The sequence below is a fragment of the Kitasatospora sp. NPDC088134 genome (genome assembly GCF_044741705.1).
GTDB lineage: Bacteria > Actinomycetota > Actinomycetes > Streptomycetales > Streptomycetaceae > Kitasatospora.
On sequence record NZ_JBIUTD010000050.1, the window covers coordinates 1 to 17,597 of the forward strand.

At 69.4% G+C, this 17,597-nt stretch carries 19 protein-coding genes; 11 read left to right on the forward strand and 8 right to left on the reverse strand.

The features are described 5' to 3' along the window. The first annotated feature begins 770 nt into the window (after positions 1–770). The 3 genes from ACIOHG_RS37385 to ACIOHG_RS37395 all read left to right on the forward strand — a co-directional run bounded on the left by ACIOHG_RS37385 (position 771) and on the right by ACIOHG_RS37395 (position 2,856). Complete coding sequence (locus tag ACIOHG_RS37385) at positions 771–1,901, forward strand: PP2C family protein-serine/threonine phosphatase (protein WP_400958091.1); 1,131 nt, start codon at positions 771–773, stop codon at positions 1,899–1,901. 153 nt (positions 1,902–2,054) lie between these two features. Further along, complete coding sequence (locus ACIOHG_RS37390) at positions 2,055–2,546, forward strand: DUF5994 family protein (protein WP_400958056.1); 492 nt, start codon at positions 2,055–2,057, stop codon at positions 2,544–2,546. Between the two features lie 58 nt (positions 2,547–2,604). After that, positions 2,605–2,856 (forward strand): hypothetical protein, encoded by a 252-nt coding sequence (locus ACIOHG_RS37395; RefSeq protein ID WP_400958058.1) that lies wholly within the window; start codon positions 2,605–2,607, stop codon positions 2,854–2,856. A gap of 45 nt (positions 2,857–2,901) precedes the next feature. Here ACIOHG_RS37395 and ACIOHG_RS37400 read toward each other — a convergent pair whose 3' ends face one another. Beyond that, positions 2,902–3,510 carry a DUF5994 family protein gene (locus tag ACIOHG_RS37400; RefSeq protein ID WP_400958060.1) on the reverse strand — a complete coding sequence of 203 codons (609 nt, stop codon included), beginning with the start codon at positions 3,508–3,510 and terminating at the stop codon, positions 2,902–2,904. 153 nt (positions 3,511–3,663) lie between these two features. Beyond that, positions 3,664–4,119, reverse strand: coding sequence for a hypothetical protein (locus ACIOHG_RS37405; protein WP_400958062.1), 456 nt, complete (start codon positions 4,117–4,119; stop codon positions 3,664–3,666). Positions 4,120–4,231: 112 nt separating this feature from the next. On the opposite strand from ACIOHG_RS37405, the gene ACIOHG_RS37410 reads away from it, so the two are divergent. Beyond that, a complete protein-coding gene (locus ACIOHG_RS37410) occupies positions 4,232–4,483 on the forward strand; it encodes a hypothetical protein (protein WP_400958064.1) in 252 nt (83 codons plus the stop codon). A 39-nt stretch (positions 4,484–4,522) separates the two neighbouring features. Here the strand turns inward: ACIOHG_RS37410 and ACIOHG_RS37415 are convergent, their stop codons facing one another. Both ACIOHG_RS37415 and ACIOHG_RS37420 read right to left on the reverse strand, forming a co-directional pair. After that, positions 4,523–5,101: a DUF5994 family protein gene (locus tag ACIOHG_RS37415; RefSeq protein WP_400958066.1), complete on the reverse strand. Its 579-nt coding sequence runs from the start codon at positions 5,099–5,101 to the stop codon at positions 4,523–4,525. Positions 5,102–5,666: 565 nt separating this feature from the next. Next, positions 5,667–6,302, reverse strand: a complete 636-nt coding sequence (locus ACIOHG_RS37420; RefSeq protein ID WP_400958068.1) for a DUF6009 family protein — start codon at positions 6,300–6,302, stop codon at positions 5,667–5,669. 194 nt (positions 6,303–6,496) lie between these two features. Here ACIOHG_RS37420 and ACIOHG_RS37425 point away from each other — a divergent pair, with 194 nt between their 5' ends. Continuing rightward, complete coding sequence (locus tag ACIOHG_RS37425; protein ID WP_400958070.1) at positions 6,497–8,641, forward strand: hypothetical protein; 2,145 nt, start codon at positions 6,497–6,499, stop codon at positions 8,639–8,641. 202 nt (positions 8,642–8,843) lie between these two features. Here the strand turns inward: ACIOHG_RS37425 and ACIOHG_RS37430 are convergent, their stop codons facing one another. From ACIOHG_RS37430 to ACIOHG_RS37440, 3 genes are all read right to left on the reverse strand, one after another. After that, the gene (locus ACIOHG_RS37430) at positions 8,844–9,425 is read right to left on the reverse strand and encodes a hypothetical protein (protein WP_400958072.1); all 582 of its coding nucleotides are present in this window, start codon (positions 9,423–9,425) and stop codon (positions 8,844–8,846) included. Positions 9,426–9,664: 239 nt separating this feature from the next. After that, a complete protein-coding gene (locus ACIOHG_RS37435; RefSeq protein WP_400958074.1) occupies positions 9,665–10,234 on the reverse strand; it encodes a peptide deformylase in 570 nt (189 codons plus the stop codon). Continuing rightward, the gene (locus ACIOHG_RS37440) at positions 10,231–11,202 is read right to left on the reverse strand and encodes a multiprotein-bridging factor 1 family protein (protein ID WP_400958076.1); all 972 of its coding nucleotides are present in this window, start codon (positions 11,200–11,202) and stop codon (positions 10,231–10,233) included. Before ACIOHG_RS37440 ends, ACIOHG_RS37435 begins: the two co-directional genes overlap by 4 nt. 143 nt (positions 11,203–11,345) lie before the next feature. On the opposite strand from ACIOHG_RS37440, the gene ACIOHG_RS37445 reads away from it, so the two are divergent. The 4 genes from ACIOHG_RS37445 to ACIOHG_RS37460 are packed head-to-tail and all read left to right on the forward strand — an operon-like array spanning position 11,346 to position 15,320. After that, a complete protein-coding gene (locus ACIOHG_RS37445; protein WP_400958078.1) occupies positions 11,346–12,500 on the forward strand; it encodes a glycosyltransferase in 1,155 nt (384 codons plus the stop codon). Continuing rightward, positions 12,497–13,201: a hypothetical protein gene (locus ACIOHG_RS37450; protein ID WP_400958080.1), complete on the forward strand. Its 705-nt coding sequence runs from the start codon at positions 12,497–12,499 to the stop codon at positions 13,199–13,201. Before ACIOHG_RS37445 ends, ACIOHG_RS37450 begins: the two co-directional genes overlap by 4 nt. Further along, positions 13,198–14,433, forward strand: coding sequence for a hypothetical protein (locus tag ACIOHG_RS37455; protein ID WP_400958082.1), 1,236 nt, complete (start codon positions 13,198–13,200; stop codon positions 14,431–14,433). Before ACIOHG_RS37450 ends, ACIOHG_RS37455 begins: the two co-directional genes overlap by 4 nt. Beyond that, positions 14,430–15,320, forward strand: a complete 891-nt coding sequence (locus ACIOHG_RS37460; protein ID WP_400958084.1) for a hypothetical protein — start codon at positions 14,430–14,432, stop codon at positions 15,318–15,320. The genes ACIOHG_RS37455 and ACIOHG_RS37460 overlap by 4 nt, the downstream gene beginning before the upstream one ends. Here the strand turns inward: ACIOHG_RS37460 and ACIOHG_RS37465 are convergent. Continuing rightward, a complete protein-coding gene (locus tag ACIOHG_RS37465) occupies positions 15,278–15,778 on the reverse strand; it encodes an AAA family ATPase (protein ID WP_400958086.1) in 501 nt (166 codons plus the stop codon). The genes ACIOHG_RS37460 and ACIOHG_RS37465 overlap by 43 nt on opposite strands. 103 nt (positions 15,779–15,881) lie before the next feature. On the opposite strand from ACIOHG_RS37465, the gene ACIOHG_RS37470 reads away from it, so the two are divergent. Together ACIOHG_RS37470 and ACIOHG_RS37475 are read left to right on the forward strand one after the other, a co-directional pair. Further along, positions 15,882–16,799, forward strand: coding sequence for an FkbM family methyltransferase (locus ACIOHG_RS37470; protein WP_072654969.1), 918 nt, complete (start codon positions 15,882–15,884; stop codon positions 16,797–16,799). Between the two features lie 88 nt (positions 16,800–16,887). After that, positions 16,888–17,364 carry an NUDIX domain-containing protein gene (locus tag ACIOHG_RS37475; RefSeq protein ID WP_400958089.1) on the forward strand — a complete coding sequence of 159 codons (477 nt, stop codon included), beginning with the start codon at positions 16,888–16,890 and terminating at the stop codon, positions 17,362–17,364. Positions 17,365–17,597: the final 233 nt, after the last annotated feature.

A 17,597-nucleotide genomic window follows, 5' to 3' on the forward strand; every position in this document is an offset into this window, starting at 1 on the left:
CCAGGTACGACAAGCGCGTGTACGTCTTCCTCGGCACCGTCACGGCCGCCGCCCTGGCCATCTGGCTCCGCTCATGATCGCACGGACAGAACCTAACGTCCTCTCAAGGTCCCGGAGCGGATCGTGATAGCCATCATGGGCTGGCCGTCCGCCTCGATGGCCCAGCGCTACCAGCACGTGACGGACCCGATGCTGGAGGAGACAGCCGAGAAGATCGGCGCGCTGCTCTGGGGCCAGCCCGCCGCAGCCCTCACTACTTGGCCGCCCGCAACGGGGAACGCCAGAGGGCCCGGTCTGCTTGCGCAGTCCGGGCCCTCTGGGCTGGCGGCGGATACGAGATTCGAACTCGTGAGGGGTTGCCCCCAACACGCTTTCCCATTCTCCCGAACGGTGTCCGTCGGCGTTCACACCGGTTCTGACCTGCAGCGAAGTGTCTGGTTGAGCGCCAGTTGAACGCGGCCGTACGGGGGTGAATGAGACCAGAACTGAGACCAGGGCCGTGCGGTCTCCGCAGCGCATCGGGGTCGGGCCCACAGTCTGCAGGGCCGATTTCTCGGCGGCGTCGCCCCGCGGGGAGGGGTGTGACCGGGGGGCGGAACGCGTCGCCGTCGGGCGTAATGGAAGGACCGGCCCGGTGAACCGCACCGGGGTGCCGGGGTTGATCACGCCCGTGCCGACTCGTACGGGACAGGAAGGATCCGGCGGTGGGCAGGGACGGCGAGCGGCACCTGGACCGGTCGGAGGGGTTCGGCGAACACCTGCTGGGCGCGATGCTCGACCAGGCCCACGAGCTTCCGCCCCAGCTGATCGCTCCGTTGGTCGCCGACGCGGTGCGTGGGTTCGGCGGCCGTGACCCGGCGCTCCTGCTGCAGGACTACGGCCAGCTCGTGCTGGTGCCGCTGCCGGGGCGGGGGCTGGCCACGGGAGAACCGGTGCCGATCGACGGCTCCCCTGCGGGTGCGGCCTTTCTGCGCGGTGTTCCCGTCGAGGTGTCGCAGGCTGGCGGGACGCGGTTGTACCTGCCGTTGCTGGACGGTGGCGACGAGGTGGGGGTGCTGGCCCTCACGCTGGACGACGTCGACGGCGACGACCGGCGGCTCCTGCGGCGCTTCGCCTCCCTGGTCGCGGATCTACTGGTCACCAAGAGCGGCTACACCGACCGGATCTTTCAGGCCCGGCGCCTCCAGCCGATGAGCGTGGCCGCGGAGATCCAGTGGTCACTGCTGCCGCCGCTGGCGATGACCACCCCGCAGGTCGCCGTGGCCGGCATCCTCGAACCCGCCTACCAGGTGGCCGGCGACAGCTTCGACTACGCGCTGAACGACGATCTCCTGCACGTGGCCACGATCGACGCCATGGGCCACGGGCTGGACGCCGCTGCCATGGCGACCGTGGCCATCGGCGCGTACCGGCACGCCAGGCGGGCCGACATCGGACTGGCCGAGATCTACGCGTTCATGGACCGGGCCATCGCGGAGCAGTTCGGGCCGGACCACTTCGTCACCGCGCAGATGATGCGCCTGAACACTGTCAGCGGTCACCTGCAGTGGGTCAACGCCGGCCATCCGCATCCGCTGCTGATCCGCGACCACGTCGTCGTCGAGCGGCTGGAGAGCGTCACCACTCTGCCGGTCGGATTCGGCGGCGAGGAGCCGGTGATCAGCGAGCGGGTGCTGCGGCACGGTGACCGGGTCCTGTGCTTCACCGACGGCCTGGTCGAGGAACGCGAGGCCGGCGGGGAACAGTTCGGGGAGGAACAGCTCATCGACTGGGTCAACCGCGTCGAGCGTTCGCAGGAGGGGGTGCGGGCCGTGGTGCGGGCGCTCTCCCACGTGCTGAAGGAGAAGCGGGGCGGGCACACGAGCGACGACGCCACCCTGTTCCTGATCGAGTGGCGCTGAGCGCGGCCCCCGCCGAGGCTCTGACGACCGGCCGGGTCGGCCAGGTGCGGGCGGAGTACCGTGGGATGTCGGAGCGGCCCGAGCTGTCGCTCCCCACGAGGTCCGGCCCGCACCCGGCGTGCCCGGTCCCTCGGGACGGACGGGTGGCGAGCCATGTCGGACGAAGCCAGTGCTTCCCGCTACGGGTTTCTGCCGGAGCGGTTCCGGCAGGCCGCGAAGCCGGGGACGGTCGCGTTGCGCCTGGAGACCACCCGGTCACGCGAAGGCATGCTCGACGGTGCGTGGTGGCCGCATTCACGGGACATCAGCGCCGAACTTCCCGGCCTGGTCCACGCGTTGACCGGGCATCTCGGCCCCATCGAGAGCGTCGGTCTGGACGCGGGAGCCTGGGACGACGTCCCGGCCAGCCTGGTGGTCGACGGCCGGTCGGTGCACATCGACCGCTACCCGGTCGGCGACGACACCGTGATCGTCACACGGGGCGACCGTGACCACTTCAGCCTGCTCGTCGTCCCCCCGGACGCGAGCCGGGAGGCGGCCCTGGCCTCCATGGCACGCGCGGTCAGGGCCGGTGGCAACGACTCGGCACGGCAGATCCTCATCGACACCGGCGTCAGCTCCGGTCCCCCGGTCGAAACGTCCTGAGGGGCGGGCTCGTGAGTCGGTCACGCCGGGCGGGCCGGGCGGGCAGGAGAGGCGGGACGTGAAGATGTCCGTCCACGTGAAACTCTCGGCCGAGGCCCGGTCGCCGGCGGAGCCGTCGAAGGGGCCGCTGGACCTGCAGTACGCGGACGGCGCGGACGGCGTCACCTTCGAGGACGACCTGCATCCCAGCGGGGCGCTTCGTGTCCTGCGGGTCTTCGAGGACACCCCGCACCGGATCGAGGCGTGCTCCAGCCCCGGAGCGTGGCTCCAGGTCGCGGGCACCTACCTGCGAAGCGGCTCCGAGTACTGACGGCGATCCGCCGGGAGCGCAAGAACGAAGGATCGGGCGGTGGCGTCACCGGTGGTCGGCGTCACCGGTGGCCGGTCGGGGTTCCATGCCGGAGCGCCCGGGAGAGGACGACGGCCCGCCCCACCGGGCGGAGCCCCAGGCCGAGACCGAGGGGTCGCGTATCGGCCAGACGATCCCCCGCCGGTCGGGCATCTTCGCGGACGGCTCGTCGGCGAGCAGTTCGCTCGCGGTCCTGGTGTTCGCGGGATCGGCGGCCTCGGCCATCAGCCGGGCGGCAGCGACGGCTCCCGTCCGCGGCGGGACGACCAGCAGGGTCAGCCGACGGGCCAGGTGCGAGTGGATCGAGATCGTGTGCTGGTCCTGCACGGCGGTGAACCAGCTCGCGTGGACGGTGTGGCCCGCGTGGACGGTGTGGCCCGCGACCGGGATCCGTCGGGGGACGGTCAACCACTGGGCGGGGTTCACGGTGATTCCGGCGACCCGACCCCATCGCTCGTCCAGTTCGGCGGCCAGGGCGGGGAGTTCGAAAGGAAGGTCGTTCGATCGGGGCCACCAGGCCCCGTCCAGTCCTCCGGCTCGCGGGCCGTCCGGTACCAGGGAGAACCGCAGGGCGGGTTCGGGGGTGGCAAGCGTCGCGCCGTCGACCACAGTCATGATCAAGGACCCGTCTCCGGACCTGACCAGTGCCAAGTCCGGGATTGCCGTTCGCCGGAGACGACGCCAGTGTCCGGTGCCGGCATGCGGGGTGCCTTCGGTGATGTCCAGGCTACTCCCGGTCCGGCCCGGACCCGGACGGTGCTCAGCGGTTCACGGACCGCCCCCGCGCCGGAACCGGACGGCGGAGAGCATCAGCGCGACGATCAGTACGGCGATGCCGATGAACAGCAGGTGCTCCAGGCCATCGGTGACGACACCGACCGGTCCACGCACGAGCGCCACGATGACGAGGCGCAGCACCAGGGCCGTCGTCGGCCCCCTCCATGGTCCGGAGGGCTGTGAGCGGCGCTCCAAGCGATGCTCCCCGCCCGGGCCCGGTGCGTGGTCCAGCCCGTAGTGGGCGAAGACCGCTGCCTCGTCCTCGGCGGGGAGTTCGCCGTCGGTGTCGATGGCCGGGGCGTGTTTCACCTGGCTCTTGGGCCGGGGGACCTTCCGGTAGCCGGGACCTACCGTCGCGTCGGACAGCGGGACGAGCACCAAGCGGCGGCGGATGGGCAGGCCGACCATGACCGTCGTGAAGAACGGCTGAGCGGTCGCGGTGTCCACGTAGACGAACTCCCGCCTGCCGATCTTGTGCCGGTCGACATGCCCGGTCGCCCTCCGCCCGCCCGCCTCGTACGGTCGTGTCAGGGCAGGAAGGCTGTCACAGGAGGCCACGATGCAGCGCTACCGGTGGATTCTGGAGACCCAGGACGACGACGGCCGCTGGTCCCGGCAGGACGACACGACGTTGTCGAATCCGCTGGAGTACGACGGTCCGCCGCAGCGGGCGGCCAACCACCTCCGGGACGTGTTCGTTCGCACCCTCTCCCGACCCGCGCCGGGCCCTCGGGCAGTCAGGGTCCGGCTCTGGGAAGGGGCCGGTGCCGACGGCGAACCCCAGGCCGAGACCGAGTGGTCACGCGAGTGAGACAGTCCGGCCCCGGCCCGGGCGGCTCCCGCCGACCCCCTACGCGGATGCCGGCCAGGAGGCGGCCCGGCTCCGGGCGAGATCGGCTCGCCGGTCGGCCTCGCCAAGCCCGGTGGAGGGTGTGACGGCCGACGGCAGGAAGTCGGAACCGATGTCCGGCCCGGTCGCACCGGCGCTCGGCTCGTCGGCGAGCAGTTCGCTCGCGGTCCTGGTGTTCGCGGGATCGGCGGCCTCGGCCATCAGCCGGGCGGCCTCGACGGCATCCGTCCGGGGCGGGACCACCAGCAGGCTCAGCCGACGGGGGGCATAGGAACAGACCATGATCATGTGCTGGTCCTGTTCGATGGTGAACCAGCCCGCGTGGACAGTGTGACCCGCGACCGGGATCCGCCGGGGGATGACGGGCCACTGCGCGGGGTTCACGGTGATCCGGGTGATCCGGCCCCACCGCTCGTCGATCTCGGCGGCCAGGGCGGGGAGTTCGAGAAGAAGATCGCGCGAGCGCGGCCACCAGGCTCCGTCCAGACGGCCGGGCCGTACGCCACCGGGCGTGAGGGAGAGCCGTGCGGTGGAATCCGCGGCGGCGGGCGTCGTCGCACGATCGAGGGTCGTGGTCATGGTCAAAGACCTGTCCCCGGGCCCGGCCGAGAGGTCGGGTCCGGCATTGTCGTTCGCCGCAGACGACGCCAATATCCGGTACCGGCATGCGAAGTGCCTTCGGTAATCTCCAGGCTACTCCCTGTTCGACCGACCCCGGCACGCCCTTGGCCCAGGACCTCGGGCCGGCCCCCGTTGTCGACGCCCGCGGCGCCGCGGCAGCGGGCGTTGCCGCCCCGCCCGTCCTCGCGGAATCTCCCTGCGGACCTCCCGCCGGTCCGGGGTGAGCGTCCACAGAACGACGAAGGCCCGGACCGCTGTGAAGCGGTCCGGGCCTTCTGCCGGCGGAGGATACGAGATTCGAACTCGTGAGGGGTTGCCCCCAACACGCTTTCCAACTCTCCCGAACGGCGTCCGCCGGGGTTCATACCTGTCCTGACCTACGCCGGAGCGAACCCCTGGGCGGCGGCTGAACCCGGCTGGACGGGGGTGAATGAGACCAAAACTGAGACCAGGCGACCGGCCGGGGGTGCCCATGGCGGCCGAGGGGCCTACTTCGGAAAGTCGCCCGCGAGCCATCCATCCACTACTGAGAGTGCAAGGGCTTCCTGGAGCCAGGGGTCGTTTTGATGATCGTGGCGAGGAGCTCGCGCGCCTGGTCCGGCGGGAGTAGCTCCGAGATCACATGGCTGCCGTCGCCGAGCTGGCTCCCGCTTGCGCAGTCGATGTAGATGTCGACGAGACCTTGCCTGGTCGGCGCGACCCCGATGAACGCAGTGCCGCTCGCCAGCGACTCGCCGACCTTGATCAAGTTCTGTTGAGGGCCGGACGTGGAGGAGCGGGCCGATCGTGTGCTGGCGGTTGGCAGCGGTCCTCCCCAAGCGCGCTCGGTGACTTCACCCCACACTCCGGCGGCGACGGTGCGGGGATCTACGCCTTCGGATGGGGCGCAGTCCTTGTACACGCCATCCGGCTGCTCTGAGCGGTCATGCTCCTTGATCCAGAAGACACGACGAGCGAACCGAAATGGCGCTTCGCCTGCAGGCGCGTCCGACTTGAGCACCGAGTACCCCACCCGCCGGCCATGCCCGTTCCAACGGACAGGGCCGCGACGGGTGCTGGCTGCAACCTCCAGGTATTCGCGCACGTAGTCGAGGTTGCCGATGCTCTCGGTCCAGACAATGCCATCCTCGTGTCGGATGAGGTCTGGGTCCCTGTTCATGCATTCTCCTCCCGAGCGAACCGTGGCAGAGCCTGCCCTCAGCCTGCGGGTGTGAACCGTCCGGACTGCCTGTCTCGTTGCCAAGTCGAATGTGCTCGGAACGGGTTCGGCGAGAGAGCCAACGAGGCGGGGCCAGGCGGCTCTTGGGCACGCGCTCATGCCCGCTGTCGGAGCGGTCAGCTAGCGTCCGCTGTATGCCGAAGAAGCGGAAGAAGAAGTCGCCATCGCGTGCTCGGCGGACAGGCACGGTGCCCCCACGGGAGCAGCGGCCCTCGACGATCACGCTCGGGGGCCCGCGAGTGCCCTCACGCGGCTGGGGCTTCCAAGCGCTGATCGACGCCGCACTGGAAGCCGGTGAGCCGCTTCTGAAGTTCACGGCGCAAGCTCCCGACGGATATTCGTCTGATTTCCGTCCGCAGGTCGATTCTCCCCGTGCGCCGCTCCAAGCAGGGTGGTACTTGCGATCTGATCTGGCAGTTCCGATCTACATCTGGGTGTTCTCTGAGAGTCAACTGGCCGGCGATGAGGGAGGTTTGGATCTGCGCCGCAGGGGATTTGCTTTTTGCGTGGCGCACTCGGTGTGTACACATGGCAGGGCGGACACCGAGTACGCGAGCGCGGAAGTCATGGAGACGTGGACTCCCATTGTGGCACCGGATCCGAGCATCGTGGATGTAAACCGTTACGGAGGTTGCGCGCCAAGTTATAGCACGCCCCCGGTAAAGCAGCTGCCTCCAGGAGGGCCTCGCAAGGTTGGCGTACTTGACGTGGACTATGCGCGGGTAGCGGGTCAGCGACTTCCTGAACGCTGGGATATTGACGTCGTGGGACTTCTGGTGGTCGAGCGACAGGGAGCCGCTGACATGCCCGGGCGTGAGATCTGGCGACAAGTGGCGTTTCACACGTTTCGGGATCGGAATTTGTCAGGCCTCAATGCTGCGGCCGATGAAGTAGACCTGATCATCGGGCATAACCTCTTCGACGGAGACTATCGATGCCTGCGGACCTATGCCGACCGGGTGGACGTGGGACGGCTGGTTGCGAAGACAGTTGACACGCTGTATGCCGCTAGGCAGGTGGTGACCGGCGGAATTCCTCGCGCCGCCAATCTTGGGCTCACCGACTTGGCGCATGCCCAGGGGTTGCGCGACCGGGCAAAGAAGGAGTCCCGAACAGAGGCGCATCGCGGAATCAAGACGTTCTACGACGCGGAAGAAGATTGGTTTTTCCAGCCCGTTTCTGATGACTGTGAACTGATGCTGGAGCTATGGCTTGAACTAGTCACCAGCCAGCGTCTTCGCCGTGTTCGGGAGTCGCGTGAATCGGTCGAATACGTGCTTGGCGAGGAGGATCTGCGGCTGCTGCTGGAGCCGCAGCTCACGCCAGCCGCCTTCACGAATCTGCTGACGACGAGAGGAACGGTCTACAGGCTGGACGGAATGGCCCGCAATGAGAGCGTCGCCCGTATTCACCGGGAGATCGAGCAGCAGAGGGCCGAAGGTGCCGCAGTCAATCGCCATCCAGTAGCTGCGCATCGGCAACGCTGTATGGCGCCGGGAGACCTGAGGGAAAGGCAGTGTGATCAACTGATCCCGGCCACAGAGACGTATTGCCGGGAACATCGGGCCAAGCGGCGTTGTCGAGGGAACCCGGCTCTGGATGACAAGTGCGCGACTGTCGTCCGCGGTGACCTTGCGCATTGCGACTGGCATCGCAGGACGGCACTTTATGTCCTGCCAGGGCAGCGGATTGTCAGCGATTTCAGCCTCGCCCTCCCGCTCCCCGGATGGGACAAGGACAGTGATTGGGGATATGACACAGGTACTCGTTCGTTCTTCGCTCGGCTTTACCGCAACGGAGACAATATCTCGGACTCGCCGACCGTATGGCTAGCGGGCGTTGATCCTGATCTGACGGATGTGGTTGCGCTGACCGATGCTGTCCAAGCAGCAACTGGACAATCCCGACGTGACGTCGTGGCGTCCCTAACAGTCTTGACAGCAGATCAGGAGATGCTTCGAGAGCGCGCGATGGCTACCCAGGATTGGGAGCCGGCGGAATGCGAAGGCCCTTGTCCGTGCGGCACCTCAGACTGCGGTCATGGCGAGCCCTGTCCGAATGACGAGTGCAGCGGTCACGACATCCACGTGATGCGAAACCCCCGCACCGACGTGGATGTGACGGCCTGGCAGGACCACTTTGACTGCTGTGAGGGTTGCGGTGCGAGCGCTTTCGACATCGCGCTACCAAATCGCCCATGGGGCGAGGTGCGCGATGACGGCACGGTAACCGTGTATGCCGGGGTGTCGCACTATGAGTTCGGTGCCTGCTGTTGGTAGCGCCCACACATCGCCCTTGCGGGCGGTGCGCCGGCGCGGGCTTTGGTGCACCGGTGTTGACGATGCGCCTCAACGAGTGGCACCTGGCCGGCGCGGCGACGGCGGAGATCGGCGCTGGCCTCGATGTCGTTGAAGTGCTCACTACGGGTGTTGCCAAGGACGACGCTCGATCGATGAGCTTGCCTCACGGCCAGGTGGGTGGTCACTGTGGGACGCTCGGGTTGCCCTGCCTTGCAGTTGCACTGCCCTCTTGGAACTTGGTGGCGGGGAGGTCCAGAGGCGACGGTTGGGGGAGGGCTTCCAGAGTCGCCGGCCGTAGACGGTCCCCCTGGCCGAACCAGTACCCGATGATGGTGCCGGCGATCCCAGTAACCGGAACCATGTACATGCTGAAGTTGTTAGCGGGAACATTGGCAATCATGGCCACCCACGGGGAGACCGCGATGGCCACGACCACCGCAACGAGTGCCCACCCGCGAATGCCTTCGGCCCGGCGTGTTACTGCGACGTGTTGGTGTACAAGGTTCGCGCGGTATTTGCGGTCTTCGAGCTCGACCTCCCACCGGCGCTCCGTTTCACGCGACTGGAGGTCTGCGCGGTGCTTGCGGTCTTCGAGCTCGACCTCCCACCGGCGCTCCGTTTCGCGCAGCTTGGTCTCGGCGGCGACCTCTTCCTGAGTCTCCGGAATTCGACCAAGCAGGAACTGAGCTGCGCGATCTTTGATTTGCACCCGCTCGGTATACGCAACCGTGAGGAGCTCCTCAAGGTGCGTGTACTCAGTCATCCAGTCATCCAGTCATCTGCGGTCTGCGGCTTGCGACCGATCCGCCATCGCTTCCCCGCCATGGCCTCAGCGGTCGGACCGGGTGATTGGCCCGCAGGTAGGCCGCCGAGCTCTGGTTCACTCATTGGGACTCCTCAGCTTCGGCAGGCAACGGCCAGTGCCTTGATGGGCGTACGTCGGGGGATCTGGGGTCAGGTGGACGCTCAGCATTGCCGCCGGATCTCAACCCCGGCATTCGTCTACTGCTCGTATGCCCATGCCCGCCCGGTCTGCCGGTACTGCTCGACAGGGATGGGGTCGACCCCAGCTGTCATGTGGGCGGTGTAGAGCAGGCCGTCGAGGTGGTCGATCTCGTGGTGGACGAGACGAGCGAGTCCGCGCTCGTAGGTGGTGGTGGCCAGTTGGCCGTCCAGGGTGGTGGTCTCGACGGTGATTCGTAGCGGGCGGGGGACCATGCCCCGGACGTCGAAGAAGGAGAGGCAGCCTTCGTACTGCTCGTCCGTCTCGCTGGAGCGGTCGGTGATGCGGGGGTTGAGCAGGACGATCGCCGGTGCTCCGGGCTCGGCCGGCTGGACGATGGCGGCGGCCCGGCCGATCCCGATCTGCGGTGCCGCGATGCCCATGCCCTTGGCGAAGGGGTGGACCTGGCCGATGCGCTCCATCGTGGTGAACAGCTTCTCGACGACCTGCTCGGTGGCTCCGCGCTCGGTGGGCAGGTCGAACGGGTGGGCGGGCTCGGTGAGGATAGGCGCGCCCTCCTGGACGACGCCGAGGTCGCGCATCTGGTCGCTGGGCCGCACCTGGATCACCTGAACTCCCCTTGGTTCGTGTCGCGTTCGGGTCGGGCCCGGAATCGCCATTCCAGACGGTACCGGGCGTGGATGGCTGGCGTGGACGTGCTCCAGGAGAAGACGCGCATCCCCTCCTCCTCGCGCCGGATCGGGGCGGTCCGCAGCGGCGCCGCTTCGGCCGTCATGGACGTCTCCATGCCCCACACTGCTGGGTCGAGGTCGGCTGGGAAGGCGAGTTCGACTTCCAGGTGCTCGGTGGGCAGGCGGACCGCGCGCTGGAACCAGCGGCCCCACTTCTCCTCGCCGACAGAGTAGGCGTACTCGATCCAGACCTCCTCGCCCGGGTAGAGCGGGAAGCGGCCGTGCTCGTTCTCGAACAGCAGCCACACTTCCTTGAACGCGTCTCGGTCGTGCTTGGTCTGCCAGTTCATCGCCTCCCCGCGGCATGTCGCGGTCAGCGCAAGCTCGTCCCAGGTCAGCGGGTGTTCGCGGTAGTGGGCGTTGGAGCGCTCGGGCTCACCGGGGTAGCGGTCGACGCTGATGCGGATCAAGTAACGGGTGATCGGCTCGTTGCCGGTGTTCCGCAACAACCGGCGCATCGTCAGCCGGTACTGGGAGCCGTCGAAGTCCAGGCGCGCGCTGTCGTGCGCCACGATGATCGCTGAGCCCGTCGCGTACGGCTGCTCGGGGCGGCGCGGCGCGGGCGGAGCCGCAGCCGGGGCCGCTCGGTTCTTGGCGGCCTCGTAGTCCAGCCAGCGCTTCCAGACGGCCTTGCCCGCGTTGAGGGTCTCCTCCGAGCGACGCGCGAAGTCTTCGGTGGGCTTGTGCCGGCCGGATTCCACGTGGCTCACGTACGACGGGTCGAAGCCCATCTTGAGGGCGAGCCCCCGCTTGGACATGCCGCGTACCTCGCGCCAGTACGAGACCTCCGCTGCGAACGCTTCTGCGGCTTGCTCAACGGTCGGGCTGTCGTCGCGCTCGTCCATCAAGGCCCCCGCCCTGGCTGCTGGATGAGATGAATGAACCGTGAGTGATCTCGATTCATCATTCTGTCACGGTCTTGGTCGCCGGTTTCCTTCTTTTGCCAGCCCGGGTCGACACCTGGGCCGAGAGAGTGAGGGCCCAAGCGATGCGCCTGCTGTACCTGCTCAACGTCTCCAACTCCAGCCAGCTGACTGCCGACTCCGGCTACACCTTCGCCGACATGCTCACCCCGGCCCTGGCCGACGCCGGGGTCGAGGTCACCGTGGCCGCTCCCGTCCCGGCCGGCGACGACCGCGTGCAGTTCGTGCGGACCACGTCGCCCTCGACCAAGTACCGGGCCCGCTTCAACCCGGGCGTCGGCGCCCTGGTGCGGCTGTTCCGCCGTCAGCAGCCCGAAGTGGTCGTGGCCAACCAGATCGAGGCCGCCCCCGCGATCCGCGCCGCGCTCCTGGAAGCCGGAGTGGACGCGCGGATCGTCGGCTACTGCCACTACCTGCCGTTCTCCTTCACTGACACCGGTCGGCTGGAGCTGGACCCCGCGATGGACGACGGCAGGCTGGGCCGCAGCGTCCTGCTGGCCTTCGCCGCCGGCCTCGCGGCCTGCGACCGCGTCCTGGTCCACTCCGGCACCGCCGCCTCGTGGACCGCCGCTGCCGCCGCCCGCACCGGCGTCGAGCTCACCGAGAAGCTGCACGTGGTCCCTGCCCCCAGGGACGTGCGCCTGGTCCGCGACCTTGCCGAGATCGCCCCGCCGGAGGGCCGGGCGGTCGGCATCTACAACCACCGCCTGTACGCCCACTACGGCACCGCCCGCTTCACCCAGCTCGCCCGCCACCTCGTCGCCGAGGCCCCGGTGCGGCTGACCGTGATGGACCTGTTCGGCACCCGCAGTGCCGAGCGGATCCGCCTGGATCCCAGCCCCGAGCGGAACCTGGAGGAGCTGGCGGCCGTGGACGGCGTCGTCCTCGCCTCCGACCGCGGCGACCGCGTCCGTTACCGCAACCTGCTGGCCGGCGCCCACTTCGGCATCGCGCCGTTCCGGCCCGGCTGCCCCTGGTCCATGTCGGTCATCGACTGCCAGGCGATGGGCCTGCCGGTGATCGGCCCGCGCATCGGCTGGCTGGCCGAGCACCTCGACCCGGAGCTGGTGTTCGACACCGACGACCAGGCCGTCCGGATCGCCGAACGCCTCGCCACCGATCCCGAGTTCTACCTGGTGCACGCCAAGCGCGCGCACGCCTCCACCACGGACCTGACGCCCGCTGCGGTGGCCGCCCGCTACCTGGAGGCGATCAAGTGACCGGCTTCGACGCGGTCCTGCTCTCCTACGACGAGCCGCTGGCCGACTCCTTGCACACCCGCTTGGTCCGTGTGCTGGGCGGAACCGTCAAGCGTCTGCACGGGGTATGCGGGATGCGCCGCGCCTACCGGCTCACGGCCGAACTCGTCGACACCGACCAGTTCTTCCTCGCCGATGGCGACTTCGCCATCGACCCCGCCTTCCCCGCCAGCGCGGTGGAGCCGCTGGCAGCGGGCGTGTCGATGCGGGTCTGGCGGGCCGTCAACCCGGTCAACGGGCTCACCTATGGCTACGGCGGCCTCAAACTGATCCGCACCAGCGCACTGCGGGAGATGGGCCAGGCCATCGACGTGCTGGCCGCGCTGCCCGGCCGGGTCGAGTTCAGCGAGCACACCGCCGGGATCACCCTGTTCAACCAGACCCCGTTCCACGCCTGGAAGGCGGGCTTCCGGGAGTGCTCGATGCTCGCGCGCGGCAGCGAGTACGGCATGACCGACGCCTCCGCCCAGGAACGCATCGACGCCTGGACAGCCAGCAAGGACGGCGACTTCGCCGAGTACGCGGCAGCCGGGGCCCGCGACGGCCTCAAGTTCGCCCGCACTGCGGCCCGCGACCCCAAGCGCTTCGAGGCGCTCAACGACCCGCCCTGGCTGCACCGGCACTTCATCACGCTGCACGGCGAGCAGGCGGTCGCCGGATGAGTACCCGCTGCGGGCCGTTGGTCCTGATCGAGCCGGAGGCGCATCTCGGCGGCGGGCACCACCAGCGCACGCTGACGGCACTCGCCGCCGCCCGCCCGGGTGCCGTGGTCATCACCCCGCAGGGGATCGCAGACGGGCCCGGCCCGCTGCTGCGGGCCGGCTCCTGCATCGCCGCTGGACCGGTGGGTCCAGTGGCGAAGGCCCTGCTGGCCGCAGCACGCGCGGCGGAACGCGTATCGACCGCTGGCAAGCGGGCCTTCCGCTCACGGCGCTGGCCGCTGCCGCTCCGCCGGCTGCCACACCAGGTCACCCTGGTCGCGCGCTGCCTGATCGAAGCCGGATGCCTGCGTACCGCCCGCCGCCTCGCCCCTCAGCCGGCGGCCGTGGTGATCCTCAGCGCGAGCGAAGCCCTGCACGGCCTGGCCGCCCTGCTCGGCGGCACCCCGCACCTGCGGTTCATCCACGAGCAGGTCACCACCGAAGACTCGCCCGTCCGGCTGCTGGGTCGGCTCGCCCGGCGGAGCGAGAAGCACCTGGTCGCCCTCTACCCGACCACCGCCGTCCGCGACCGGCTCGCCCCGGCCTTCCCCCACCTCCCAGGGCGGGTGCGGGCGTTCGCGGTCGACGACGGTCGGCCTCTCACCGCCGCCGAGCGCGACGGTGCCCGCGCCGCCTTCACCATCCCCGACTCGGCGACGGCGGTCTGCCTGGTCGGCGGCTGGTGGCCCTACAAGGACATCGCCACCGTCGACGCGGCCCTGGTCCGCCTCACCAAGCCGCTACACGTCCTGGTCTGCGGCACTCCGCTGGACGACGCGGTACTCGAACGCTGGCACCGCCTGCCCCTCGTTCGGGTCCACACCGTGCCCGGCCCGGTCGGCGAGGACGTCCTTCGGCTCGTCTACGCTGCCGCCGATGCCGCCCTGGTGGCACGGCGTCCCGGGACCGGCAAGGAGTCTGGGCTGGTCATGGACGCCGCCCGGCTCGGTGTCCCCCTGGTCGTCTCCGACCACGACCCGGACCTGACCGAGCGGCTGGCCGGACAGCCCTGGGCCCAGCTCTTCCCGGCCGGCGACCCGGGCGCCCTCGCCAAGATCCTGGACCAGCTGGCGGACGGGCCGCCCGCCCGGCCGGGGTCGCGGGCCCCTGCGGTGCTGGACATGCTCCCGGCCTCCGACCAGGCCGCCTACCTCACCGAGACATACGCCGACCTGGTCAAGGAGTACCGATGACGCCCGCTCCCCCCACCCTGGTCGCCGTGATCGGCCCGGTCGAACCGGCCCTGCTGACCGCCTGGACCGCCCACTACCGCGCGCTCGGCGTCGAGCGTTTCCGCCTCGCCTTCCACTTCGCCGAGCACGTCCCCGACGCCTGGCGCCGCCAGCTACTGGACACCGCTCAGAGCCTCGGCCTCCCCACCGGCCAGGTCAGCACCGGACCGTGGCACGAGCACACCAACACCGAACTGCGCGACGCGCTGCGGGAGCAGGCCGGCCCCGGCTGGCACCTGCTCGCCGACTCCGACGAGTTCCAGACCTACCCGGCCCCACTCGGCGAGATCACCGAGGCAGCCGAAGAGAACGGCTGGGCGGTGGTGGGCGGCTTGATGCTCGACCGCGTGGCCGCTGACGGCCGACTCGCCCTCTGGCGCCCCGAGACCGGACTCGACCGCGCCTTCCCGCTCGGCGGCCACCTCACCCACCGCCTCCTCCAGGGTGACCCCCGCAAGATCGTCCTCGCGCTCTCGGATGTCGCCGTGGCCTCCGGCAACCACCGCGCCCTCGGCCGCAGGCCCGACCCTCACACACTGGCGTGCGTCCACCACTTCAAGTGGCGCGCTGGCGTCCTGGACGACCTACGGCGCCGGGTCGACCGCTTCGCCTCCGGCGGCTGGACCGAGCACAGCCCCGCCGTCCGGAACGAGGCCACCCGCCTGCTGCAGCACATCGACCGCCACCACGGCCGCATCGACGTCTCCGACCCCCGACTCGGTTTCCGTCACGTCACCCTCGACCGCCTGCCCGACGACTGGGCTACCGAAGCCGCCCAGATCCATGCCGCCTGGCGCCCGCCCCGTCAGAGCCAGCCCGGCTCCACGATCTCCTCGCCCTCGTCCTGAGGCGCCTCGAAGCGCGCGAAGAAGTCGTCCAGAGCCTCAGGGGTCACGATCAGCGCGTTCGCGTCCCCTCGCTGGTTGCGCTCGGCCAGCCTGCGCAGCAGCTCGTCCCGATCGACGGGGAAGTACAGCAGCCGCCACCGACCGCCGGCCGACTCCACCAGCTCCTTCATCGCTTCGCGGTCCTTGCGCGGCCACAACCCTTGGTCCCACACCACGTCCCGGCCCTCGGAGACCAGTTCGACCAGCCGGGAGCGCAATTCGGCGACGACCGGGGCCTCTTTCTCGAAGTAGGTGGTCTCCGGATAGTCGACGCCGTACCGGCCATGCCGCTCGTGGACGACCTCGTCCACCGACAGCCGCACTGCACCCTGCGGCTCCAGCTCCCGCTGGGCGTAGGTCGTCTTCCCCGAACCGGTGAGCCCCACCAGCAGGAACACCACCGGACCACTCTCGGCCACCGACAACTCCCCTCACCATCACCAGCGTTCACCGGCAAGTCTGCCACCACGGCCGTCTCCGGGAACCGCGTTCCGCACCCTCCGCCATCTGAAGGAGTCACGCGTGCCCGCCTCCGCCCTTGCCCGCCTGCTGCGGGCCTACGTCCGCCACGCGCCCGGAACAGTCGGCAAGGCCCAGCTCGTCGACCGTTTCCTCGACGATCACCTACGATCCCGTCCCCTCCACACCACTTCGCGGTTGCGCTCGGGTGACCTGGTCACCGTCACCACCAGCGACGTCATCCAGCGCTACCAGTACCTCTTCGGCGAGTGGGAGCCGAACCTGAGCGCCTTCCTACGGGACCGCCTGCGGCCCGGGGACACCTTCATCGACGTCGGCGCCCACCGCGGCGCGTTCAGCCTCCTGGCCTCCCACGCAGTCGGACCGACCGGCCGAGTCGTCGCCATCGAGCCCACCCCGCAGTTCCACGACGACCTCACCATCGCGGCCACCACCAACCACCGCGCCAACATCCGCACCGTCCGCGCCGCCGCCTCCGACCTCACCGGCACGCTGACCCTCTACCTGGAGGACCCGGCCAACCTCGGTCACACCACCGCCATCCGGCCCCGCCGCGTCCACACCACCTTCCACGTGCCGGCCGCGCCGCTCACCGAACTCCTGGGTCCGGCTGAACTCGACACCGCCCGAGTCATCAAGATCGACGTGGAGGGCGCCGAGGCGGCGGCGATCAGGGGACTGCTGCCCGCGCTGCCGCACCTGCGCGAGGATGTCGAGCTGGTCGTGGAAGTCACCCCCAAGCTCCTGGCCAAGCAGGGCGAGAGCGCCGCCGGGATCATCGACAGCCTGCGCGAGCACGGCTTCCACGCCTACACGCTCACCAATGACTACGACCCGGCCACCTACCCCCAGGCCATGCGCCGACCGCAGCCGCCTGCCCGATGCACCGAGACCCCGGAGCACATGACCGACCTGGTCTTCTCGCGCACAGACGCCGACCGGCTCACGCTCGGGCGCTGAGCACCCATGCCGTCCTAGCTGCGGAGCCAGTCTCAGCCACTCGACCGGACACCGAAATCCTCCGGCACTTCAACAAAGAGTGGGCACCGTGACCACTACCAGCGTGATGAACAGCCGCAACGCGGTCAGCGTGATCGTCCACGGCCAGGACACCGACACGATCGCCGCCGTGCTCTACGCCGCCCGCAACTGGTCCCCCCAGCCGGCCTGGACCGTCCCTGGTGGCAAGGTCGAGCCCGGTGAAGCCCTGGACGAGGCCGCCGCCCGCGAGCTCAAGGAGGAGACCGGCCTGCTCGTCGACTCGGCCGATCTCGTACTCGTCCACGTCATGCACGTCGAGCAGGGCTTTGACCAGGCCGGGCAGTTCGTCCTCTTCGTCTTCGCCACCGACCGGTGGACCGGCGAACTGACCAACACCGAGCCGGACAAACACCTGGCCGCCCAGTGGGTCGAGGCGGATCGCTTCCCGGAGCCCGCTTTCCCGACCTCCGTGCAGGCGCTGGCCGCCTACCGCGATGGAGGTCCCTCTTTCTCCCGCTACGGATGGTCGGTCGCCCCTGTGTGAGGGGGTGACGTTGGTCGGACATCCTCCCGCTCGGAAGCTGCCACCGAGGGGGAGGATCCGGGCTCTCGTTCGGCGACCGGCTGCGTTGCCCTCGCACCCCTGGGCGAGGGCAACTGCTCCTCCAAGGGGCAGGCGGGGTAAGAAGCCGTTGTCTTTCCGAGAGTGGCGGGTGCGTTTCCCCTGGTGAGGCATAGGGCGGGCGCCTCAGCGGCAGAGACGAGGTGTCGTGTTGT

Coding starts and splice junctions, on each gene's coding strand:
- ACIOHG_RS37415 (WP_400958066.1), bottom strand. CDS start 5,101: ATGACCACGACCCTCGATCGTGCGACGACGCCCGCCGCCGCGGATTCC.
- ACIOHG_RS37420 (WP_400958068.1), bottom strand. CDS start 6,302: ATGAACAGGGACCCAGACCTCATCCGACACGAGGATGGCATTGTCTGG.
- ACIOHG_RS37410 (WP_400958064.1), top strand. CDS start 4,232: ATGCAGCGCTACCGGTGGATTCTGGAGACCCAGGACGACGACGGCCGC.
- ACIOHG_RS37460 (WP_400958084.1), top strand. CDS start 14,430: ATGACGCCCGCTCCCCCCACCCTGGTCGCCGTGATCGGCCCGGTCGAA.
- ACIOHG_RS37445 (WP_400958078.1), top strand. CDS start 11,346: ATGCGCCTGCTGTACCTGCTCAACGTCTCCAACTCCAGCCAGCTGACT.
- ACIOHG_RS37440 (WP_400958076.1), bottom strand. CDS start 11,202: ATGGACGAGCGCGACGACAGCCCGACCGTTGAGCAAGCCGCAGAAGCG.
- ACIOHG_RS37390 (WP_400958056.1), top strand. CDS start 2,055: ATGTCGGACGAAGCCAGTGCTTCCCGCTACGGGTTTCTGCCGGAGCGG.
- ACIOHG_RS37385 (WP_400958091.1), top strand. CDS start 771: ATGCTCGACCAGGCCCACGAGCTTCCGCCCCAGCTGATCGCTCCGTTG.
- ACIOHG_RS37425 (WP_400958070.1), top strand. CDS start 6,497: ATGCCGAAGAAGCGGAAGAAGAAGTCGCCATCGCGTGCTCGGCGGACA.
- ACIOHG_RS37400 (WP_400958060.1), bottom strand. CDS start 3,510: ATGACTGTGGTCGACGGCGCGACGCTTGCCACCCCCGAACCCGCCCTG.
- ACIOHG_RS37430 (WP_400958072.1), bottom strand. CDS start 9,425: ATGACTGAGTACACGCACCTTGAGGAGCTCCTCACGGTTGCGTATACC.
- ACIOHG_RS37455 (WP_400958082.1), top strand. CDS start 13,198: ATGAGTACCCGCTGCGGGCCGTTGGTCCTGATCGAGCCGGAGGCGCAT.